This window comes from Bacillus cabrialesii (assembly GCF_004124315.2).
GTDB classification, from domain to species: domain Bacteria; phylum Bacillota; class Bacilli; order Bacillales; family Bacillaceae; genus Bacillus; species Bacillus cabrialesii.
Window position 1 is genome coordinate 2870228 of the sequence record NZ_CP096889.1, and the last position, 16736, is coordinate 2886963.

General features: G+C 44.9%; 14 protein-coding genes and 1 pseudogene. 2 read left to right on the forward strand and 13 right to left on the reverse strand.

All coding sequences use genetic code 11. The features are described from left to right. Positions 1-32 precede the first annotated feature (32 nt). The 9 genes from thrS to EFK13_RS14765 form a co-directional block, all read right to left on the reverse strand. Positions 33-1964, reverse strand: a complete 1932-nt coding sequence (thrS, locus tag EFK13_RS14725) for a threonine--tRNA ligase (RefSeq protein ID WP_129507954.1) — start codon at positions 1962-1964, stop codon at positions 33-35. Positions 1965-2362: 398 nt separating this feature from the next. Beyond that, positions 2363-3208, reverse strand: coding sequence for a putative sporulation protein YtxC (gene ytxC, locus EFK13_RS14730; protein ID WP_129507953.1), 846 nt, complete (start codon positions 3206-3208; stop codon positions 2363-2365). Positions 3209-3286: 78 nt separating this feature from the next. Beyond that, a complete protein-coding gene (locus EFK13_RS14735) occupies positions 3287-3928 on the reverse strand; it encodes a TVP38/TMEM64 family protein (protein ID WP_129507952.1) in 642 nt (213 codons plus the stop codon). A gap of 33 nt (positions 3929-3961) precedes the next feature. After that, entirely contained in the window at positions 3962-4897 is a 936-nt protein-coding gene (gene dnaI, locus EFK13_RS14740) for a primosomal protein DnaI (protein WP_129507951.1), read from the reverse strand. Between the two features lie 27 nt (positions 4898-4924). Then, positions 4925-6346: a replicative helicase loading/DNA remodeling protein DnaB gene (gene dnaB / locus EFK13_RS14745; RefSeq protein ID WP_129507950.1), complete on the reverse strand. Its 1422-nt coding sequence runs from the start codon at positions 6344-6346 to the stop codon at positions 4925-4927. Positions 6347-6460: 114 nt separating this feature from the next. Continuing rightward, entirely contained in the window at positions 6461-6919 is a 459-nt protein-coding gene (nrdR, locus tag EFK13_RS14750) for a transcriptional regulator NrdR (protein ID WP_010329700.1), read from the reverse strand. Positions 6920-7191: 272 nt separating this feature from the next. Further along, positions 7192-7572: an adenosylmethionine decarboxylase gene (gene speD, locus EFK13_RS14755; protein WP_003223584.1), complete on the reverse strand. Its 381-nt coding sequence runs from the start codon at positions 7570-7572 to the stop codon at positions 7192-7194. Positions 7573-7810: 238 nt separating this feature from the next. Then, entirely contained in the window at positions 7811-8833 is a 1023-nt protein-coding gene (locus EFK13_RS14760) for a glyceraldehyde-3-phosphate dehydrogenase (protein WP_129507949.1), read from the reverse strand. A 202-nt stretch (positions 8834-9035) separates the two neighbouring features. Then, positions 9036-9416, reverse strand: coding sequence for a winged helix-turn-helix transcriptional regulator (locus tag EFK13_RS14765; RefSeq protein ID WP_024714554.1), 381 nt, complete (start codon positions 9414-9416; stop codon positions 9036-9038). Positions 9417-9543: 127 nt separating this feature from the next. Between EFK13_RS14765 and EFK13_RS14770 the strand changes: the two genes are divergently transcribed. Both EFK13_RS14770 and ytbE read left to right on the forward strand, forming a co-directional pair. After that, positions 9544-10788, forward strand: a complete 1245-nt coding sequence (locus EFK13_RS14770; RefSeq protein WP_129508061.1) for an MFS transporter — start codon at positions 9544-9546, stop codon at positions 10786-10788. A 23-nt stretch (positions 10789-10811) separates the two neighbouring features. Continuing rightward, a complete protein-coding gene (gene ytbE / locus EFK13_RS14775; RefSeq protein WP_129507948.1) occupies positions 10812-11654 on the forward strand; it encodes an aldo/keto reductase YtbE in 843 nt (280 codons plus the stop codon). A gap of 35 nt (positions 11655-11689) precedes the next feature. Here ytbE and coaE read toward each other — a convergent pair whose 3' ends face one another. The 4 genes and pseudogenes from coaE to polA all read right to left on the reverse strand — a co-directional run bounded on the left by coaE (position 11690) and on the right by polA (position 16591). Then, on the reverse strand, positions 11690-12283 hold the full coding sequence (gene coaE / locus EFK13_RS14780; RefSeq protein ID WP_129507947.1) for a dephospho-CoA kinase: 594 nt from the start codon (positions 12281-12283) through the stop codon (positions 11690-11692). Between the two features lie 15 nt (positions 12284-12298). Further along, positions 12299-12949, reverse strand: a pseudogene (ytaF, locus tag EFK13_RS14785) (sporulation membrane protein YtaF); the annotation flags it as partial. Between the two features lie 143 nt (positions 12950-13092). Then, the gene (gene mutM / locus EFK13_RS14790) at positions 13093-13926 is read right to left on the reverse strand and encodes a DNA-formamidopyrimidine glycosylase (RefSeq protein WP_129507946.1); all 834 of its coding nucleotides are present in this window, start codon (positions 13924-13926) and stop codon (positions 13093-13095) included. Positions 13927-13948: 22 nt separating this feature from the next. Further along, positions 13949-16591: a DNA polymerase I gene (gene polA / locus EFK13_RS14795; protein WP_129507945.1), complete on the reverse strand. Its 2643-nt coding sequence runs from the start codon at positions 16589-16591 to the stop codon at positions 13949-13951. Positions 16592-16736: the final 145 nt, after the last annotated feature.

Sequence of the window (16736 nt, forward strand, 5' to 3'; positions counted from 1 at the left end):
TGATCTCTTCAATGAGATCATGCTTTTTTATGTTATTTTTTCGCTTCAGCTACTGCCTTTTTCACAAAATCATCAAGTGAAATGGTTTCGGAGTTCTGCTCTCCGTACTTACGGACGTTTACCGCGCCGTTTTCGGCTTCTTGGTCACCGACCACAAGCATGTACGGGATTTTTTGCATTTGCGCTTCACGGATTTTATAGCCGATTTTTTCATCACGGCTGTCTACTTCTACGCGAAGGCCTTCACGCTGCAGGCGTTCCTGCACTTTTTTCGCGTAGTCTAAATGCACTGCCGGAGAAACCGGGATGACTTGGAATTGAACCGGTGCAAGCCATGTTGGCAGCGCGCCTTTGTGTTCTTCGATTAAGAAGGCAACAAAGCGTTCCATTGTTGATACGACACCTCTGTGAATAACAACCGGACGGTGCTGCTTGCCGTCTTCACCGATATAAGTCAGATCGAAACGTTCAGGCAATAAGAAGTCAAGCTGAACTGTAGACAAGGTTTCTTCTTTGCCGATCGCTGTTTTCACCTGAACATCAAGTTTAGGGCCGTAAAATGCCGCTTCACCTTCTGCTTCATAATAGTCGTGGCCGATTTCGTCCATTGCAGACTTCAGCATGGATTGCGCTTTGTTCCACATTTCATCGTCATCAAAATATTTCTCTGTATCTTCCGGATCACGGTAAGACAGACGGAATGTGTAATCACTTAAACCGAAATCTTCATATACATCCTGGATTAAACGGACTGTACGGATAAACTCATCCTTAATTTGATCCGGGCGCACAAAGATGTGTGCATCATTTAACGTCATGCCACGTACGCGCTGAAGCCCTGACAGCGCACCTGACATTTCATAGCGGTGCATCGTTCCCAGCTCCGCAATACGAATCGGAAGCTCGCGGTAGCTGTGAATGTCTTGTTTGTAAATCATCATATGGTGCGGGCAGTTCATCGGACGCAATACAAGTGTTTCATTGTCCATTTCCATCGGAGGGAACATGCCTTCCTGATAATGATCCCAGTGTCCTGATGTTTCATACAGCTCTTTGCTCCCAAGCACAGGTGTGTATACATGCTCATAGCCGAGGCTGATTTCTTTATCAACAATGTAGCGCTCGATGACGCGGCGGATTGTCGCGCCTTTTGGCAGCCAAAGCGGCAGGCCTTGTCCGACTTTTTGAGAGTTCGCAAACAGCTTTAATTCTTTGCCGAGCTTTCTGTGGTCACGCTCTTTCGCTTCTTCAAGCATGCGAAGATGCTCTTCAAGATCAGCTTTTTTGAAGAAAGCTGTGCCGTATACGCGCTGAAGCATTTGGTTATTGCTGTCACCGCGCCAGTATGCGCCTGCAAGGCTTAACAGCTTAAACTCTTTGATTTTTCCTGTTGAAGGAACGTGCACACCGCGGCACAGGTCAAAGAATTCGCCTTGCTCATAGATTGAAACGGTTTCTCCTTCAGGAATCGCATCCAATAGTTCAAGCTTGAGGTCGTCGCCGATTTCTGCAAAACGGGCTTTCGCTTCTTCACGGCTGACTTCTTTTCGAACGATCGGAAGGTTCGCATTGACGATTTTTTTCATTTCTTTCTCGATCTTCGGCAGATCCTCCGGCGTAATCGCCTCTTCCATTTCTACATCATAATAAAAACCGTTTTCGATGACCGGACCGACACCGAATTTGACATCTTTGTAGATGCGTTTAATCGCTTGAGCCAGCAAGTGAGCCGTACTGTGGCGCATAATTTGAAGACCTTCTTCCGAGCCTTCTGTAATGATTTCCACTGTACCGTCTTCATTGATCGGCGTTTTCAGATCGATTTCTTTTCCGTTCAGTTTTCCGGCTAATGATTTCTTCTTTAATCCCGGACTGATGGATGCCGCGATATCTTCTGTTGTTGTTCCTTTCGCAAACTCCTTGACTGCTCCATCAGGGAATGTGATTTTTACCATATCTGACATCTATGTCACTCCTTTTTTTGCATATAAAAACCCCGCCCCCTATGAAAGGGACGAGGTTGAATAAACGGAATCGTGGTTCCACCCTTTTTTCCGCAAAGCCTATACTTCGGCACCTGCGGCTCTAAGCTCTGTAACGGGAGTTCCCGTCAGCCATTACTGTTCCTTATCAAGGGGTTCACAGCTGAAGTTCAAAGGCGGTAAAGCGAATGGTCCTTAGCTGGGAAGCTTGCAGCCGGGGCTTCCCTCTCTTTGAGCCGGTATCATTCCTTCATGTCCTTATCAATACGTGTGTCTTTCTTAATCTCCTATGTATTATAAATTGTTCATTCCAAAAAATCAACACGATCGCATTTCATTTTTTTCAAACCGACAGCCTTATCTTTACAGGCTGCCGGCTCCTATCCTTCCGAGTGCTTCATCGGTATTTCTCTGTCTGAAAAAGCGTGCAGCGGAAGCATTTCCATTCGCTCTTGAAATACGTTTTGAATGGTTCTTGCCATCATATGCTCCGGCTGGTCGGTATAAAGAACCACTTCATCAGGCGCGATGGAAATCAGCGGCGCCAACAAATGAGAATCAATATACATAGGATGATCCCGGACAAATCGCCTGTCTATGTATTTCATTTTTTCCCGTTCCGGCACATAGCGCAGCTCCCATAATGTAAATGAACCATCATGGACAATGTGCACCTTTTTGATTCGCGGCTGTTTGGCTGTTACATAGTCTCTAAGTGTTTGAATAAAATTTTGATATTCCTGTTCCATCTTATATTCATCTATCGCCGCTTCCGTAATGTCTCTCAGCTGCTTGTAGTATTGTCCAAGTCGGAAGGTCTGAAAGGAACGAATGGAAAATACCCCTTCCTCTAAACAAATCGTTTGGAGTTCATCCAAAATAGATTGTTTCCGTGAAAGCTTCAAGGGCTCAAACGGAAGATCGTCCGCTTCTCCCTCAATAATACTGTGTGCGAGCTGAAGGATTTGCTGCTGTTCATCATGGTCCGTGAAGCAGTATGTTTCCTCAATCAACGACAGCATATACTCGTCTTCTTTGCATTCTAAAAAAAATTTGACCAGAATCGGCTCCATAAAACGCTGAACAGAGAAAGCCGGCTTCGCTTTTTCAATCCCGATTTTTCGTATGCCTTCACGGACAATGATATTGTTCCGATCGTCCGAATGCTGAATCAGATGTAAAAAAGCGACTGCATCATGGTCATCTTCAAAGATTATTTCAAGCATGTTTGTCCCCCCTTACGGCATCTGTTACAAGTATATGGGGGATGTTTTTAAAATAGACGTAAAGGTCATTGGCAAATCTTAATTTGATTCCTGAAACAAATTTTGCATTTTCTTTCTGAAGATAAACGGCAGCGAGATAAACACGATATACAAAACAAGCACCAGTAAGAAAGCGGGCAGGTTGCCGGCCAAAAAGCTCGCACCCAGCACATTAAGCGCAAGGGTCCCAGGGATGATTCCCGCTGCCGTCGCCGCAAAATACGGCAGCGCTTTGACATTGGAAAGACCTGCCGCATAGCTGACGAAATCAAAATTGATCGGCAGGATTCTTAAGAGAAAAATATAAAAAAATCCGTTATCCTCCATTTGCTTCTGAATGGCTTCCAGCTTTTCGTAATGGCCGTTCTTTTTCGCCGCAAACAAACCGGCCGCAAAAAATGATACAGCAGAAGCGCACATTGAACCGAATAATGTGTAAAGCGTGCCGAGAAGCGGGCCAAACGCAAGTCCGCCCGCTATAGAAATAACAGACACCGGAAATAAAACAAGAGGTCTGATGATGGATATCCCGATAAACATCAGCGGTGCAAAAACCCCGAATGACAATACCCATACCCTGATCTCTTTCGGCGATACATTCAAATACCTTTTATTTCCCCAAAAGATTAAACCTGCAACGGCCAGCACTGCCAGCCATTTAAGAGCGGTTTTTCGTTTCATACCCTCATTTCCTTCCCCTTTGAACCGCAGCGATTACGGATGGCGGCGGTTTTCTCCGTCAAGGCGGATCGGAGCAGCCAAATATAATATCCGCTCCATTAATCTCGCCGCTTTTACTTCTTCCTTTTCTCCCCTTTGCGAATACGTGAAATGATGCTTCAGTTCGTCAGGTGAGAAATTAGAAGAAAAGAAAGTCGGCAGCTGCTGGGACATTCTGTGCTGAAGCACCGTTCCGATGACTTCATCCCTTACCCAGCTCGTCATTGATTCCGCTCCGATGTCATCAAGCATCAATACAGGTGTTGTTTTGACCATATTGAGCTTCTCTTCCAATGAATGGTCTTGAAGCGAATTCTTGAGCTCTCTCACAAATTCGGGCACATAGACGATCATGGAGGAATACTCTTTTTCCGCCAGCTCATTGGCAATTGCAGCGAGCATAAACGTTTTTCCTACCCCGAATTTCCCGTATAAGTACAGTCCTTTCCCTTTTCCCGTCTCATTATAGCTTTTGAGAAAATCTGTAACATGCTGGAACATCGCGAGCCTGCTCGGATCGCTGATATCAACCTGCTGGAATGTCGCTCCGAGAAGATCCTGCTGGATATACATGCTTTTCATAAGAGACTTTTGTTTTTTCTGCTGGTCGAGCTTCCGTTTGACAGGACATTCATAATACTCGATATCAATAGACCGGCCATTGACAACAAGCTTCGGATGGTAGCCCTCCAACAGATTATTGCAATTTTCATCTTCCGAACAATAGGAGCAATTCTTGCTTTGCCCGATATATTCATAAAGCTTATTTAAGCTCTTTTCGATCATTTGTTGGTCAATTATTTCTTCGTTATCCTTCAAAAATGCCTGAACATCTTGATCCTTCATGACTTTTTCCTTCATTTGTTCAAGGCGTTTTTGGAAATCCGGTCTGCCGGTAACGCCCTGCAGGGAACGGCCGATTGGTTCCATCTATTACTTCACCCCGCATCTCTGTCTTTAATAGGCAGAGTATTTTTTCAGTTTTTGCATTTCTTCCATCATCTTTTTCTTCTGTTCTTCTAAATCCTGCGGCTGCAGCTTCTGCTGTTTGGATTCTGAATCGGACGCTGTCTCCTTTTCTTTCATCCAATCAGGAATTTTTTCTTCGCGAACCACTTTTTGGTTTCGTTTTGAAGGCTGATTTGCTTTTCCTTCAGCCCATTCAAGGTATTGGCGGTTTTCTTCTATCGCGAGCTTCATCGCTTCTCTGACCGTTTTTACCTTTTTGCGCGCCCAATGCGAGGCGATTTTTTGGATATAGTTTTTCGACAGTTTCATGTCGGTTTTCAGCATGACATAATAAATCAACACATTAGTAACGCCTGGCTCGAGCTTCTGTTCAAACATAATTTCTTCTATAATTTTCAGATCAGCTTTTGACGGTTCTGTTCCGTCAGCAATGTCTTGGAGAAGCTTTTTCGGAGAAATCGCCTCAAGCAAAGCGATCAGCTTCCCGTCCAGCGAGTCCCCTTCTGCCGGTTTTTCGCCTTCACGAAGATGCACCGGCTGTGTCTTTTCCACTAAGTCAGGCAGCTGTCCGTTTCTTTCGATTTGATACCAGTCGCTGGCCGCTTTTCTTAAAGCCTCCGTCGTAATGACGTCACGCTCATCAATCGCGCTCATCACGACATTTTGCATCTGCAAAGGGTCTATTTCATAAAGATAGGAAAGCTTTTTAATTGTGTCCCGCACCTGCTGGGTCATCGCTTTTCTCGGAATCATCGTCTCAGAAAGTCCCGCTAAAAACAAATCAAAATCAAACACTTCTTCCGTTATGGTGTAGGACGGGGCTTGCCCGACAGAAGTGTATTCTGTGCCCTGTGCAAGACTCACCGTTTCCTTCATATCAGATGTGAGCTTCCATTCACTCGGCTGCAGCGATTCAAACGCATGATTAAACGGCCGCGTAATGTCTTTCGCATCTTCTGAAATGGCCGGGTGAGTGAAAAATTGTTTTAATTGCTGATATTTCGTTTTTCCGACTCTATTGTACAGAAAAACATTCAGCATTCCGTCTTCAAAAAATTCATTTGGCCTGAGCGGCGGAAGGAGTTCATATATAAAGAGGCGCTCCTGCCGCTCGGATTCTTTCAAATATACTCTCAGCAATCCGATGCCCTCGAGCTTCCCCTGTTCCTGATGGATCGCTTTTAAGTTGGACTGCGTCATCCCCATCAGCTGTCTATGTGTGGATTCTCCGCCCCACAGACGGTTTTGTTCTAGCTCTCCCCACAATGTCATATAAAGAGAGAATGCAACAGGTCCGATTAAGGGCTGATACAGTTGTGTGATAATTTGTCTGTCGATATCCTGCAGCATCGATCTGCTTTTGACCACATACGGATCCACAGGCAGTACATCTTTCCAATAGTCAGCCATACATTCTCAAACCTTCCGAATTTGTTTCTACCTTTCATTTTACACCGTTTCTTATATCTATCAAATGCCAATTTTGCACATGAGAAAAGAGCTAGAAGAATCCTCTTAGCTCTTTTAACGCTCTTTCTTTATTAAATCCTTTAATTCGTCGATAAAGACGTTTATATCTTTAAATTGCCGATAGACGGACGCGAACCGCACATACGCGACTTCATCAATCTTAGCCAGCCGGTCCATCACCATCTCTCCGACGAGCTCGCTTTTCACCTCGGAGCAGCCTTGATTGCGAAGTTCTTTTTCAATATCAAAACACATGTCTTCAAGCGTTTTGAGCGGGACAGGCCTTTTTTCGCACGCTTTTATGAGGCCGCGCAGCATTTTTTCTCTGCTGAATTCCTCACGCACGCCTTCTTTTTTCACGACAATGAGAGGGGTTTCCTCCACTTTCTCAAAAGTCGTAAACCGGTAGTGGCAGGATTCACACTCGCGTCTTCGGCGAATCGATTTTCCGTCATCCACAGGCCGTGAATCAAGGACGCGCGTTCCGTTATGCTGGCATGAAGGACATTTCAATAAAATCAGCTCCCAACTATTTCGTTCCCTGCAATGTATTTTCGGCAGCCTCCGCCTTTTCAAAATAAATGTGACAGCCATCTGTCGGGAGAGCCGTTGTGTAAGCTGTGACTACAGCATCAGGTTATTTGTGAAAATATATTTCTTATTTTACAAAAAAAATGAAAAAAGAAAAAGCTGACCGCCCTTATTTCTTTATAAAAATAAAAGGAGCATAAGCTAAAAAGCGCATAACGGCTTTCTAGCTTCAGCTCCCTTTGTGTTCGTGTTTACTATAGTACTTTCGCTTGCGCCTGTTTAATTTGCACAGGCCCCATTCCTCTTGGTATTTCAATGTTTTCTCTTGTATCAGCATGTAATGCCTCTGCGATGTAGTCAGCAGCGACATTAGGATCTAAGTCTCCACAAGTATAAACATCAATGCTCGCATATCCGTGCTCAGGAAAACTGTGAATCGTTAAGTGTGATTCAGAAATAATCACAACTCCGCTTACGCCTTGCGGTGCAAATTTGTGAAATGCAACCTCGCGCACCTCAGCACCTGATTTTAGAGCAGCATTTACAAACGTTTTTTCAATAAAATCCATGTCATTCAGCTTATCAAAATCGCATCCCCATAGCTCGGAGATAACGTGACGCCCCATTGTTTCCATAGTCATGGACCCCCCTTAACAAGAATTAAAAAGTGAAATTCCAACAACTGGGTCGGCCATTTACCACGGGGGAAAGTTAGTCCGGAGAGGTCCTAACCCTTTAAGTAATTCCGAAACAGTCTCAAGCAAGAAGTTCACGAAAAATAGTATACTGTGTTTAAGTCTAATTTGCAAGGTGCGTTTTTTCAGAAATATGCTGTTAAGGGTATTTTCTTCAAAATGCGTCCATGACCTTATTTTATACAGCAGACGGATGTTTCATTCGTGCCGCTACATGGCGGATCAAATCAACGACTCTGCATGAGTAGCCCCATTCGTTGTCATACCATGCGAGCACCTTTACTTTTCTGTCTTCCATTACCATTGTCGTAAGCCCGTCAATGACCGCTGAATGCGGATTTGTATTATAGTCAGCCGAAACGAGCGGTTCATCTGAATAATCAAGAACACCGTACATCGACGTTTTGGATGCCCGTTTAAATGCCTCGTTTACCTCTTCAGCCGTTACATCAGTTTTCAGATCGACAACGAGATCGACCAATGAGACGTTCGGAACAGGGACGCGCAAGGCGAGGCCGTGAAGCTTTCCTTTCAGATGCGGCAGCACAAGTGAAAGCGCCTTTGCCGCTCCTGTTGTCGTCGGAATAATGGATTCACCGCATGCCCGCGCACGGCGCAAATCTTTGTGCGGATTATCAATATTTTTCTGGTCATTCGTATACGCGTGAACTGTGGTCATCAGCCCGCTCTCAATGCCAAATTCTTCATCCAACACTTTTACAACAGGCGCAAGGCAGTTTGTCGTACACGATGCATTTGAAATAATGACATGGCGTTCAGCGTCGAATTGGTCTTCGTTTACTCCCATCACAATGGTAACGTCTTCATTTTTTCCAGGAGCAGTCAAAATGACTTTTTTCGCGCCCGCTTCTATATGGCCCATCGCTTTATCTTTTGAATTAAACTTTCCTGTGGCTTCGACGACAATGTCAATATCATATTCCCGCCAAGGCAGCTGTTTTGGATCACGGCTGTTTAACAAAAGCACTTTCTTTCCATTCACGATCAGGCTGTCTTCACCAGCCATAACCTCTTTGTCGTACCTGCCGTGAATTGTGTCATACTTTATTAAATGAGCCAGCGTCTCAGCGGAATAGCTGGCATTAATGGCCACTACTTGAATTTGATCGTCTAACATTGCTTTTCTAAAAACCATTCTTCCGATTCTCCCAAACCCGTTTATCGCTACTTTTACCTTCATGTTGGACACCCCTTATCAATTATGCCATCCTAATTTGTTTTCATCTACAATTAGTATAACACATTAAAACGAATTCGCCAGTACATATTGATAAAAATCAACGATTATAATGCTAATTTATGATGCATGATATATTTTCTTGCACACAAAATCAGGCGCAAGAACCAAAAAAGCAGCCAGCGCTCCACACTGACTGCTCTTTTTATGATTCCTGTTTTAACTTATCATTGAGCACACTTTCTTCTAACACAGAAAATGTATCCCCGTACACTCTGTTAATATGATTCGCTCCCCAATCACACAGCATGTCTAAAATCCCTTCTAAGCTGCGGCCGTATTCGCTGAGCTCGTATTCCACTTTGGGAGGAACCTGATTGTACACGATCCGGTTAATGACACCGTCCGCTTCCAGCTCACGAAGCTGCTGAGTCAGCATTTTTTGCGTGATGTTGGGCATCAGGCGCTTTAATTCACTCGTGCGTTTTTTTCCGTGCGTCAGATGGCATAAAATGACGCATTTCCATTTCCCGCCGATCACTTCAAGAGTCGCTTCAACAGAAATGTTATATTTTTTCTTCTCCATACAGTTCATTCTCCTTACAGGCACTAAAAAGTGACTATAGCACTTAAAAGTACGTACTTTTCTTTCTTGATGATATCTTGCATAATCACATTTGCCGGCTGATTTGAATCTGCTCTTTTTTATTTATATAGCTTACTCGGCAGAATTTCAATCATACAACACATCACAAAGGAGGAACATGATGACTTCAGCCAACAAAAGCAGCATTCCTGCACTCCTGGCTTTGGCCGTAAGTGCGTTCGCCATAGGGACAACCGAATTTATCAGCGTCGGCCTTTTGCCGCTGATTTCTGATGACCTGCACATTCCGGTCACAACGGCGGGATTGACCGTTTCCCTATACGCGCTTGGTGTTACATTCGGTGCGCCTATATTAACTTCATTGACTTCAAGCATGTCACGAAAGACACTATTGCTTTGGATCATGTTTATTTTTATTGCCGGGAATACGATGGCCGCTACCGCTTCAAGCATCGGGATTTTATTAGCAGCACGTGTGATATCCGCTTTTTCACACGGTGTGTTTATGTCGATCGGTTCGACGATCGCAGCGGATATTGTCCCTGAGAATAAAAGGGCCAGCGCGATTTCGATTATGTTTACAGGCCTCACTGTGGCAACTGTTACCGGAGTTCCTTTCGGGACGTTCATCGGCCAGCAATTCGGCTGGCGTTTTGCCTTTATGGTCATTATCGCAGTCGGAATCATCGCTTTCATTACAAATGGCATTCTTGTCCCATCCAAATTACGAAAAGGGACGAAAACAACAATGCGGGATCAATTGAAGCTTGTGACAAACGGCCGGTTATTGCTTTTATTTGTCATTACAGCGCTTGGATACGGAGGAACATTCGTTGTTTTCACGTATCTGTCTCCCCTGCTTCAGGAAGTAACAGGCTTCAAAGCCGGAACTGTGGCAGTAATCCTGCTCGGATATGGAATTGCTATCGCAATCGGCAATATGATTGGCGGAAAGCTGTCAAACCGAAATCCGATTGCAGCTTTATTCTATATGTTTATTGTACAGGCAATTGTTCTGTTTGTACTCACATTTACGGCTCCATTTCAAATAGCAGGACTGATCACCATTCTCTGTATGGGCTTGCTGGCCTTTATGAATGTGCCGGGCCTTCAGGTGTATGTCGTCATGCTTGCTGAGCGTTTTGTCCCGAGTGCAGTTGATGTCGCATCCGCGATGAATATCGCTGCCTTTAATGCAGGGATTGCGCTTGGCTCCTATCTTGGAGGTGTGATCACCGATTCAATCGGTCTGATTCACACCGCTTGGATAGGCGGATTAATGGTAGTCGGCGCAGTTATCTTAACAGGCTGGAGCCGCTTGATGGAAAATCGGGATCGGCAGGAAGCCTGACAATTTTTAAGGAGGAAATCAACATGACAACACATTTACAAGCAACTGCAACACTTTATAACGGAGTAAAAATGCCTTGGTTCGGCCTTGGCGTCTTCCAAGTGGAAGAAGGATCTGAACTGGTAAACGCGGTTAAAACTGCAATTGCCCATGGATATCGCAGTATCGATACAGCCGCTATCTACGGAAATGAAGCTGGAGTCGGAGAAGGGCTTCGGCAAGGCATTGAAGAAGCAGGGATTTCAAGAGAGGATCTGTTTATTACATCGAAAGTATGGAATGCGGATCTAGGATACGAGGAAACACTCGCCGCATTTGAAACAAGCCTGTCAAAACTCGGTTTGGATTATTTAGATCTATATCTTATCCACTGGCCTGTAGAAGGAAAATATAAAGAAGCTTGGAGAGCGCTTGAAACGCTGTATAAAGAAGGCCGTGTCAAAGCGATCGGCGTGAGCAACTTCCAAATCCATCATCTTGAAGACCTGATGGCTGCTGCTGAAATGAAGCCCATGATCAACCAAGTGGAATTTCACCCGCGCCTTACACAAAAAGAGCTGATGGCATACTGCCAAAAACAAGGCATCCAGATGGAAGCTTGGTCACCTTTAATGCAGGGGCAGCTGCTGGATCACCCTGTACTGGCAGACATCGCTCAAGCCTATAACAAATCCGTGGCACAAATCATTTTGCGCTGGGATCTGCAGCATGGCGTTATTACGATTCCTAAATCAACGAAGGAACACCGCATTAAAGAAAATGCCAGCGTATTTGACTTTGAGTTAACACAGGATGATATGAACCGAATTGATGCGCTGAATGAAAACCTGCGCGTCGGTCCTGATCCCGACAACTTTGATTTTTAATGGCAAAAACACCGTTCAATATGAACGGTGTTTTATTATGTCCAACGGCTGATGATGTCATCAAGCTGCTGTTTGGTCTCTTCGAGCGTGCCGCTGTTGTCGATGACTTGATCTGCTCTTGCTGTTTTTTCTTCCAGGGGCATTTGAGAGCGGATACGGCTGACCGCTTCTTCTTCCGTCAGCTGATTTCGCTTCATCAGACGTTCCAGCTGAAGCTCCTTTGTCACACTGACCACAATAATTTTATCAACTAATGATTCCAATTTGCTTTCGAATAAAAGCGGGATATCCAACACAACAAATGCCTCACGATTTGCGATCGCTTCATCACGGCGCTTAAGCATTTCCTGCCTGACTGCGGGATGAACAATTGCATTTAAGGCAAGTCGCTTTTCTTCATTTGTAAATACCAGTGCCCCAAGTTTTTTTCGATCTATATCACCGTTTGGAAGCAGAATGTCTCTGCCGAATTCGTCAATGATTTGCCGGTAGGCCGGCATCCCTTTATCTACCGCTTGTTTGGCAATGATATCTGCATCTATAACTGTTATTCCTTTTTCAATCAGCATATTGGCGACCGTGCTTTTGCCGCTGGCTATGCCTCCCGTTAAACCAATGACTAAGGTCAAGAGATCCACTCCTTTTTACAATTTCCAGAGCCCAATCGTGATCAGCAGAAGCCCCGGCAAAAACGCCATTTTATCAATCCATTTCCACTTAGACAGAAAATGGCCGGCGTTGATTCCGATTGATACAAACAGCGAGCTCATGATGGCCACGGCGATGCTCATCACAATCGGTGAAAAACCGAGAATGGCTGCCCCTATCCCTGCTCCGAAGGCATCAATTGATAAGGCGAATCCCAATAAGACCGCCTCAATTCCATTGATCACACCCGATTTGTCGATATCCGCACTCATGGGTTTTCTCAAAATATGAATCACAATTCCTAATGACCGAACCTCTAAATTGAGCAGCGTTTTTTCATGCAATAAGTATTCTTTGTCTTTTGCCGGTTTAAAAAATTGATACAGAACCCACGCCCCGATTCCAACCAATATCAAACCGCCAAGCTTCTCCGTCACATATACAGGAAAAAACTTTGTGAGAAAGCTTCCGATCAGCATGGATATAAACATGACAGCACCGGAACAGCAGGCGATAACCAAAATCGCTTTAAACGGTATTTTCATTTTTCTCAATCCGTACGTAAATCCGACTGAAAAACTGTCCAAGCTGACAGCCAACGCCAGCAGCAGTATAGAAACCATTTGCATATCCGTTTCTTCCTTTCTGTTGGTGCTCTTGTATCAGATGTGAAATGCCCGGGATTCATCACCATCATACATATGGGAAAGTGAAAAATCCGTGTTTCGAAAATGGCATTCTCTATTGCAGAGTTACTGATATATGCACCGACAGCTTGGACGATGAAGCATTATCTGCTTTTTTTCTGGCACTTGGCGCAAAAATGCGTGCCCCTGCCTCCAACGACGATTTTTGAAATCATCGTTCCGCAATTTTTGCACGGCTGGTCTTTTTTTCCGTATACAAAATGCTGAAGCTGGAACATTCCGATTTCTCCTTGGGAGTTGATATACGAGCGAACAGTGCTGCCGCCCGCGTCTATCGCTTCCTGCAAGGTGTTTTTGATTTCAGCGTGAAGTGTTTTGATTGTCTTGTCTGATAATTGATTTGCTTTTGTTTCAGGATGGACACCCGCTCTGAAAAGAGCCTCGTCCACATAAATGTTCCCGAGTCCGACAACTGTTTTTTGATCCAGCAGGGCGGTTTTGACTGCACGGTTTGTTTTGGCAAGCCGGTCTTTTAAATACGCACTCGTAAATTCTTCTGCATCCGGCTCCGGCCCTAATTGAGAAAGAGGGAGCTCGCCCGCTTCCTCTCCCGGATTAAATAAGTGCATGGTTCCAAACTTCCGCACATCCCTGTAACGAAGCTGGGTTCCATCTGTCATCGTGAATATGACATGCACGTGTTTATCGTCTGGCTCCTTCGCTTGATGAAGCCCGTATTTCCCTTCCATTCGCAGGTGGGAAACCATAACATAATGATCTAAATGAAACAGCAAAAACTTTCCCCGTCTTCCGATAGACTGTATCGTTTCTCCTGCTAGATTTCGCGCAAATTCCTCCGGTTCGGCAGGCCGTTTGATGATATTCGGCCATCTGATCTCTACCGATTTGATTGTTTTTCCCTTTACAAGCCCGGTCAGAGTGCGCCGGACCGTTTCAACCTCTGGTAATTCCGGCACATCCATCACTTCCTATCTCTGTTTATTTCGCATCGTACCAAGATGGGCCTGATGCATAGTCCACCTTTAATGGCACATCTAATGCAAGCGCATGCTCCATCACTTCAGGAACAAGCTTCTCTAGAATTTCAATTTCTTCCTGCGGCGCTTCAAAAATCAATTCATCGTGAACTTGAAGGAGCAGCCTTGCCTTCAGCTGTTTTTCTTTCAGCTTGGCAGCCATATCAATCATGGCTTTTTTGATTATATCAGCGGCGCTTCCTTGAATCGGCGTATTCATTGCAGTCCGTTCCGCAAAACTGCGGATATTAAAGTTTCGGCTCGTCAGTTCAGGAATGTAGCGGCGGCGATGCATGAGCGTTGTCACGTATCCTTTTTGCTTCGCGTCCTGAACTGAATCTTCCATGTACGCTTTTACGCCTTGGAAGCTTTCCAAATAGCGGTCGATGAACGCTCCCGCTTCCTTTCTGGTAATGCCAAGGTTCTGTGACAGCCCGTAATCGCTGATGCCGTATACGATGCCAAAGTTGACCGCTTTCGCCTGACGTCTCATCGCCGATGTCACTTCATCCTCGGCGACATGGAAAACATCCATTGCCGTTTTCGTATGAATATCCATATCATTCGTAAAAGCTTCGATAAGATTTTGATCCTTTGAAATATGGGCAAGCACCCGCAGCTCGATTTGTGAGTAATCAGCTGCAAAAATGAGCCAGTCTTTTTCAGACGACACAAAAGCTTGGCGGATTTTGCGCCCTTCCTCAAGCCTGATCGGAATGTTTTGCAGATTCGGATCAGTCGAGCTGAGACGCCCTGTTTGCGTTAAAGCCTGGTTAAAGCGCGTGTGCACCTTATGCGAATCAGGTCTCGTCACCTTTAAAAGCCCTTCGATATATGTCGATTGAAGCTTGCCGATTTGTCTGTACTGCAAAATATAGTCGACAATATCATGCTTGTCAGCCAGCTTTTCAAGCACATCGGCAGACGTTGAATAGCCAGTTTTCGTTTTTTTCACGACAGGCAGGCCGATCTTTTCAAACAAGATGACGCCAAGCTGCTTCGGAGAATTGATATTAAACGGCTCTCCCGCAATCTCATGGATTTTTTCTTCATATTCCTTCAGCTTCGCGCCCAGTTCTTCACCCATTCGTTTTAAACGGTCAACATCGACCTTGACACCAGTTGATTCCATTTCGCCGAGGATAAGAGCGAGCGGCATTTCGAGCTCTTCAAACAGCTCAAGCTGATCGTTGTTCTCCAGCTCCTGAACGAGCTTTTCCCGCAGGCTTTGAATCGCTAACGCTTTTCGGACAAGGTGCTCAGACAGTACATCTTCTGACGGAACCGCCCGTTTTGCCCCTTTGCCGTAAACCGATTCGTCGCTTGATACGATATGCAGGCCGTAATCCTTGGCCACACTCGCAACGTCATCATATGAATTGCCCGGATTGATAATATATGCCGCAAGAAGCGTATCAAACTCGGCCCCTTTCAGTTCAATGCCCTGCCAACGCAAAGCGACAACAGCCCGCTTGCTATCGAAAACCCATTTCTTCTGCTCGTCATTTTCCACCCATTCCTTGAACACTTCAGACTCCACGGCGATGTCTTTCGGAATAAAATAAGAGCCCGTTTCATTGACAATCGAAAATCCGAGAATCGGCTCTTCATGATAATTGTCGCCAATCTGTTCAACGACAAAGGCGGATGGAGAAACCAATATTCCGCTTGTTACGTCTGTGACGGTTTTGACATTAATGTCTTCTAACGCCTGATCCTGCTCCGCTTCTTCGCTGTCTTCCCCAAGACGTTCAAGAAGCGTGTTGAATCCTAGATCTTTAAAGATGGCAATGACCTGCTCACGATTAAAACCTTGATATTCCAATCCGGAAACGGATACTTCAATCGGCGCATCCGTCATAATTGTCGCAAGCTCCTTGCTCATCAATGCCTGATCCTTAAATTCCTCAAGCTTTTCCTTCAGTTTCTTTCCGCTCACCTCGTCAATGGACTCGAGCAGTTTTTCAACGGAATCGAACTGTTTTAAGAGCTTAATCGCTGTCTTCTCTCCTACGCCGGGCACACCCGGAATATTATCTGAGGAATCACCCATCAGACCCTTCATGTCAATGATTTGTTCAGGCGTAAGCCCGTATTTCTCTTTGACGTGCTCCGGCGTGTAAAATTCAACGTCGGTAATTCCTTTTCTCGTAATGGCAACTGTCGTTTTGTCTGTTGCCAGCTGAGTTAAGTCCTTATCTCCCGAGAAAACCTTTACTTCAAATCCTTCTTTTTCAGCCGTTTTGGCCAGTGTGCCGATAATATCGTCAGCTTCGTATTGTTCCAGTTCATAGCGGCTGACCTGGTAGGCATCCAGCAGCTCGCGGATAAACGGCATTTGTTCGGAAAGCTCAGGCGGGGTTTTCTGTCTGCCGCCTTTATATTCTTTAAATGTGCCGTGACGAAATGTTGTTTTCCCGGCATCAAAGGCAACAAGCATGTGCGTCGGTTTTTCATCCTCAAGCATCTTCATCAAAATCATTGCAAACCCATATACGGCATTCGTATGAATACCTTTATCATTGCTTAACAGCGGCAATGCAAAAAACGCCCGGTAAGCCAGACTGTTTCCGTCTACAAGCACTAATTTTTTTCGCTCCGTCATTCAATATCCTCCTAAGAAGCCTCTCAAGCTTCCATTCATCTCTTACATAGTCTTTAGCTCCTCTTATTTTAACAAAGTTCAATTTGAAAGGAAAATACGTGAACTAAAAGAGAAGACACAAAAAAGGACGGGAACACAAAATGGT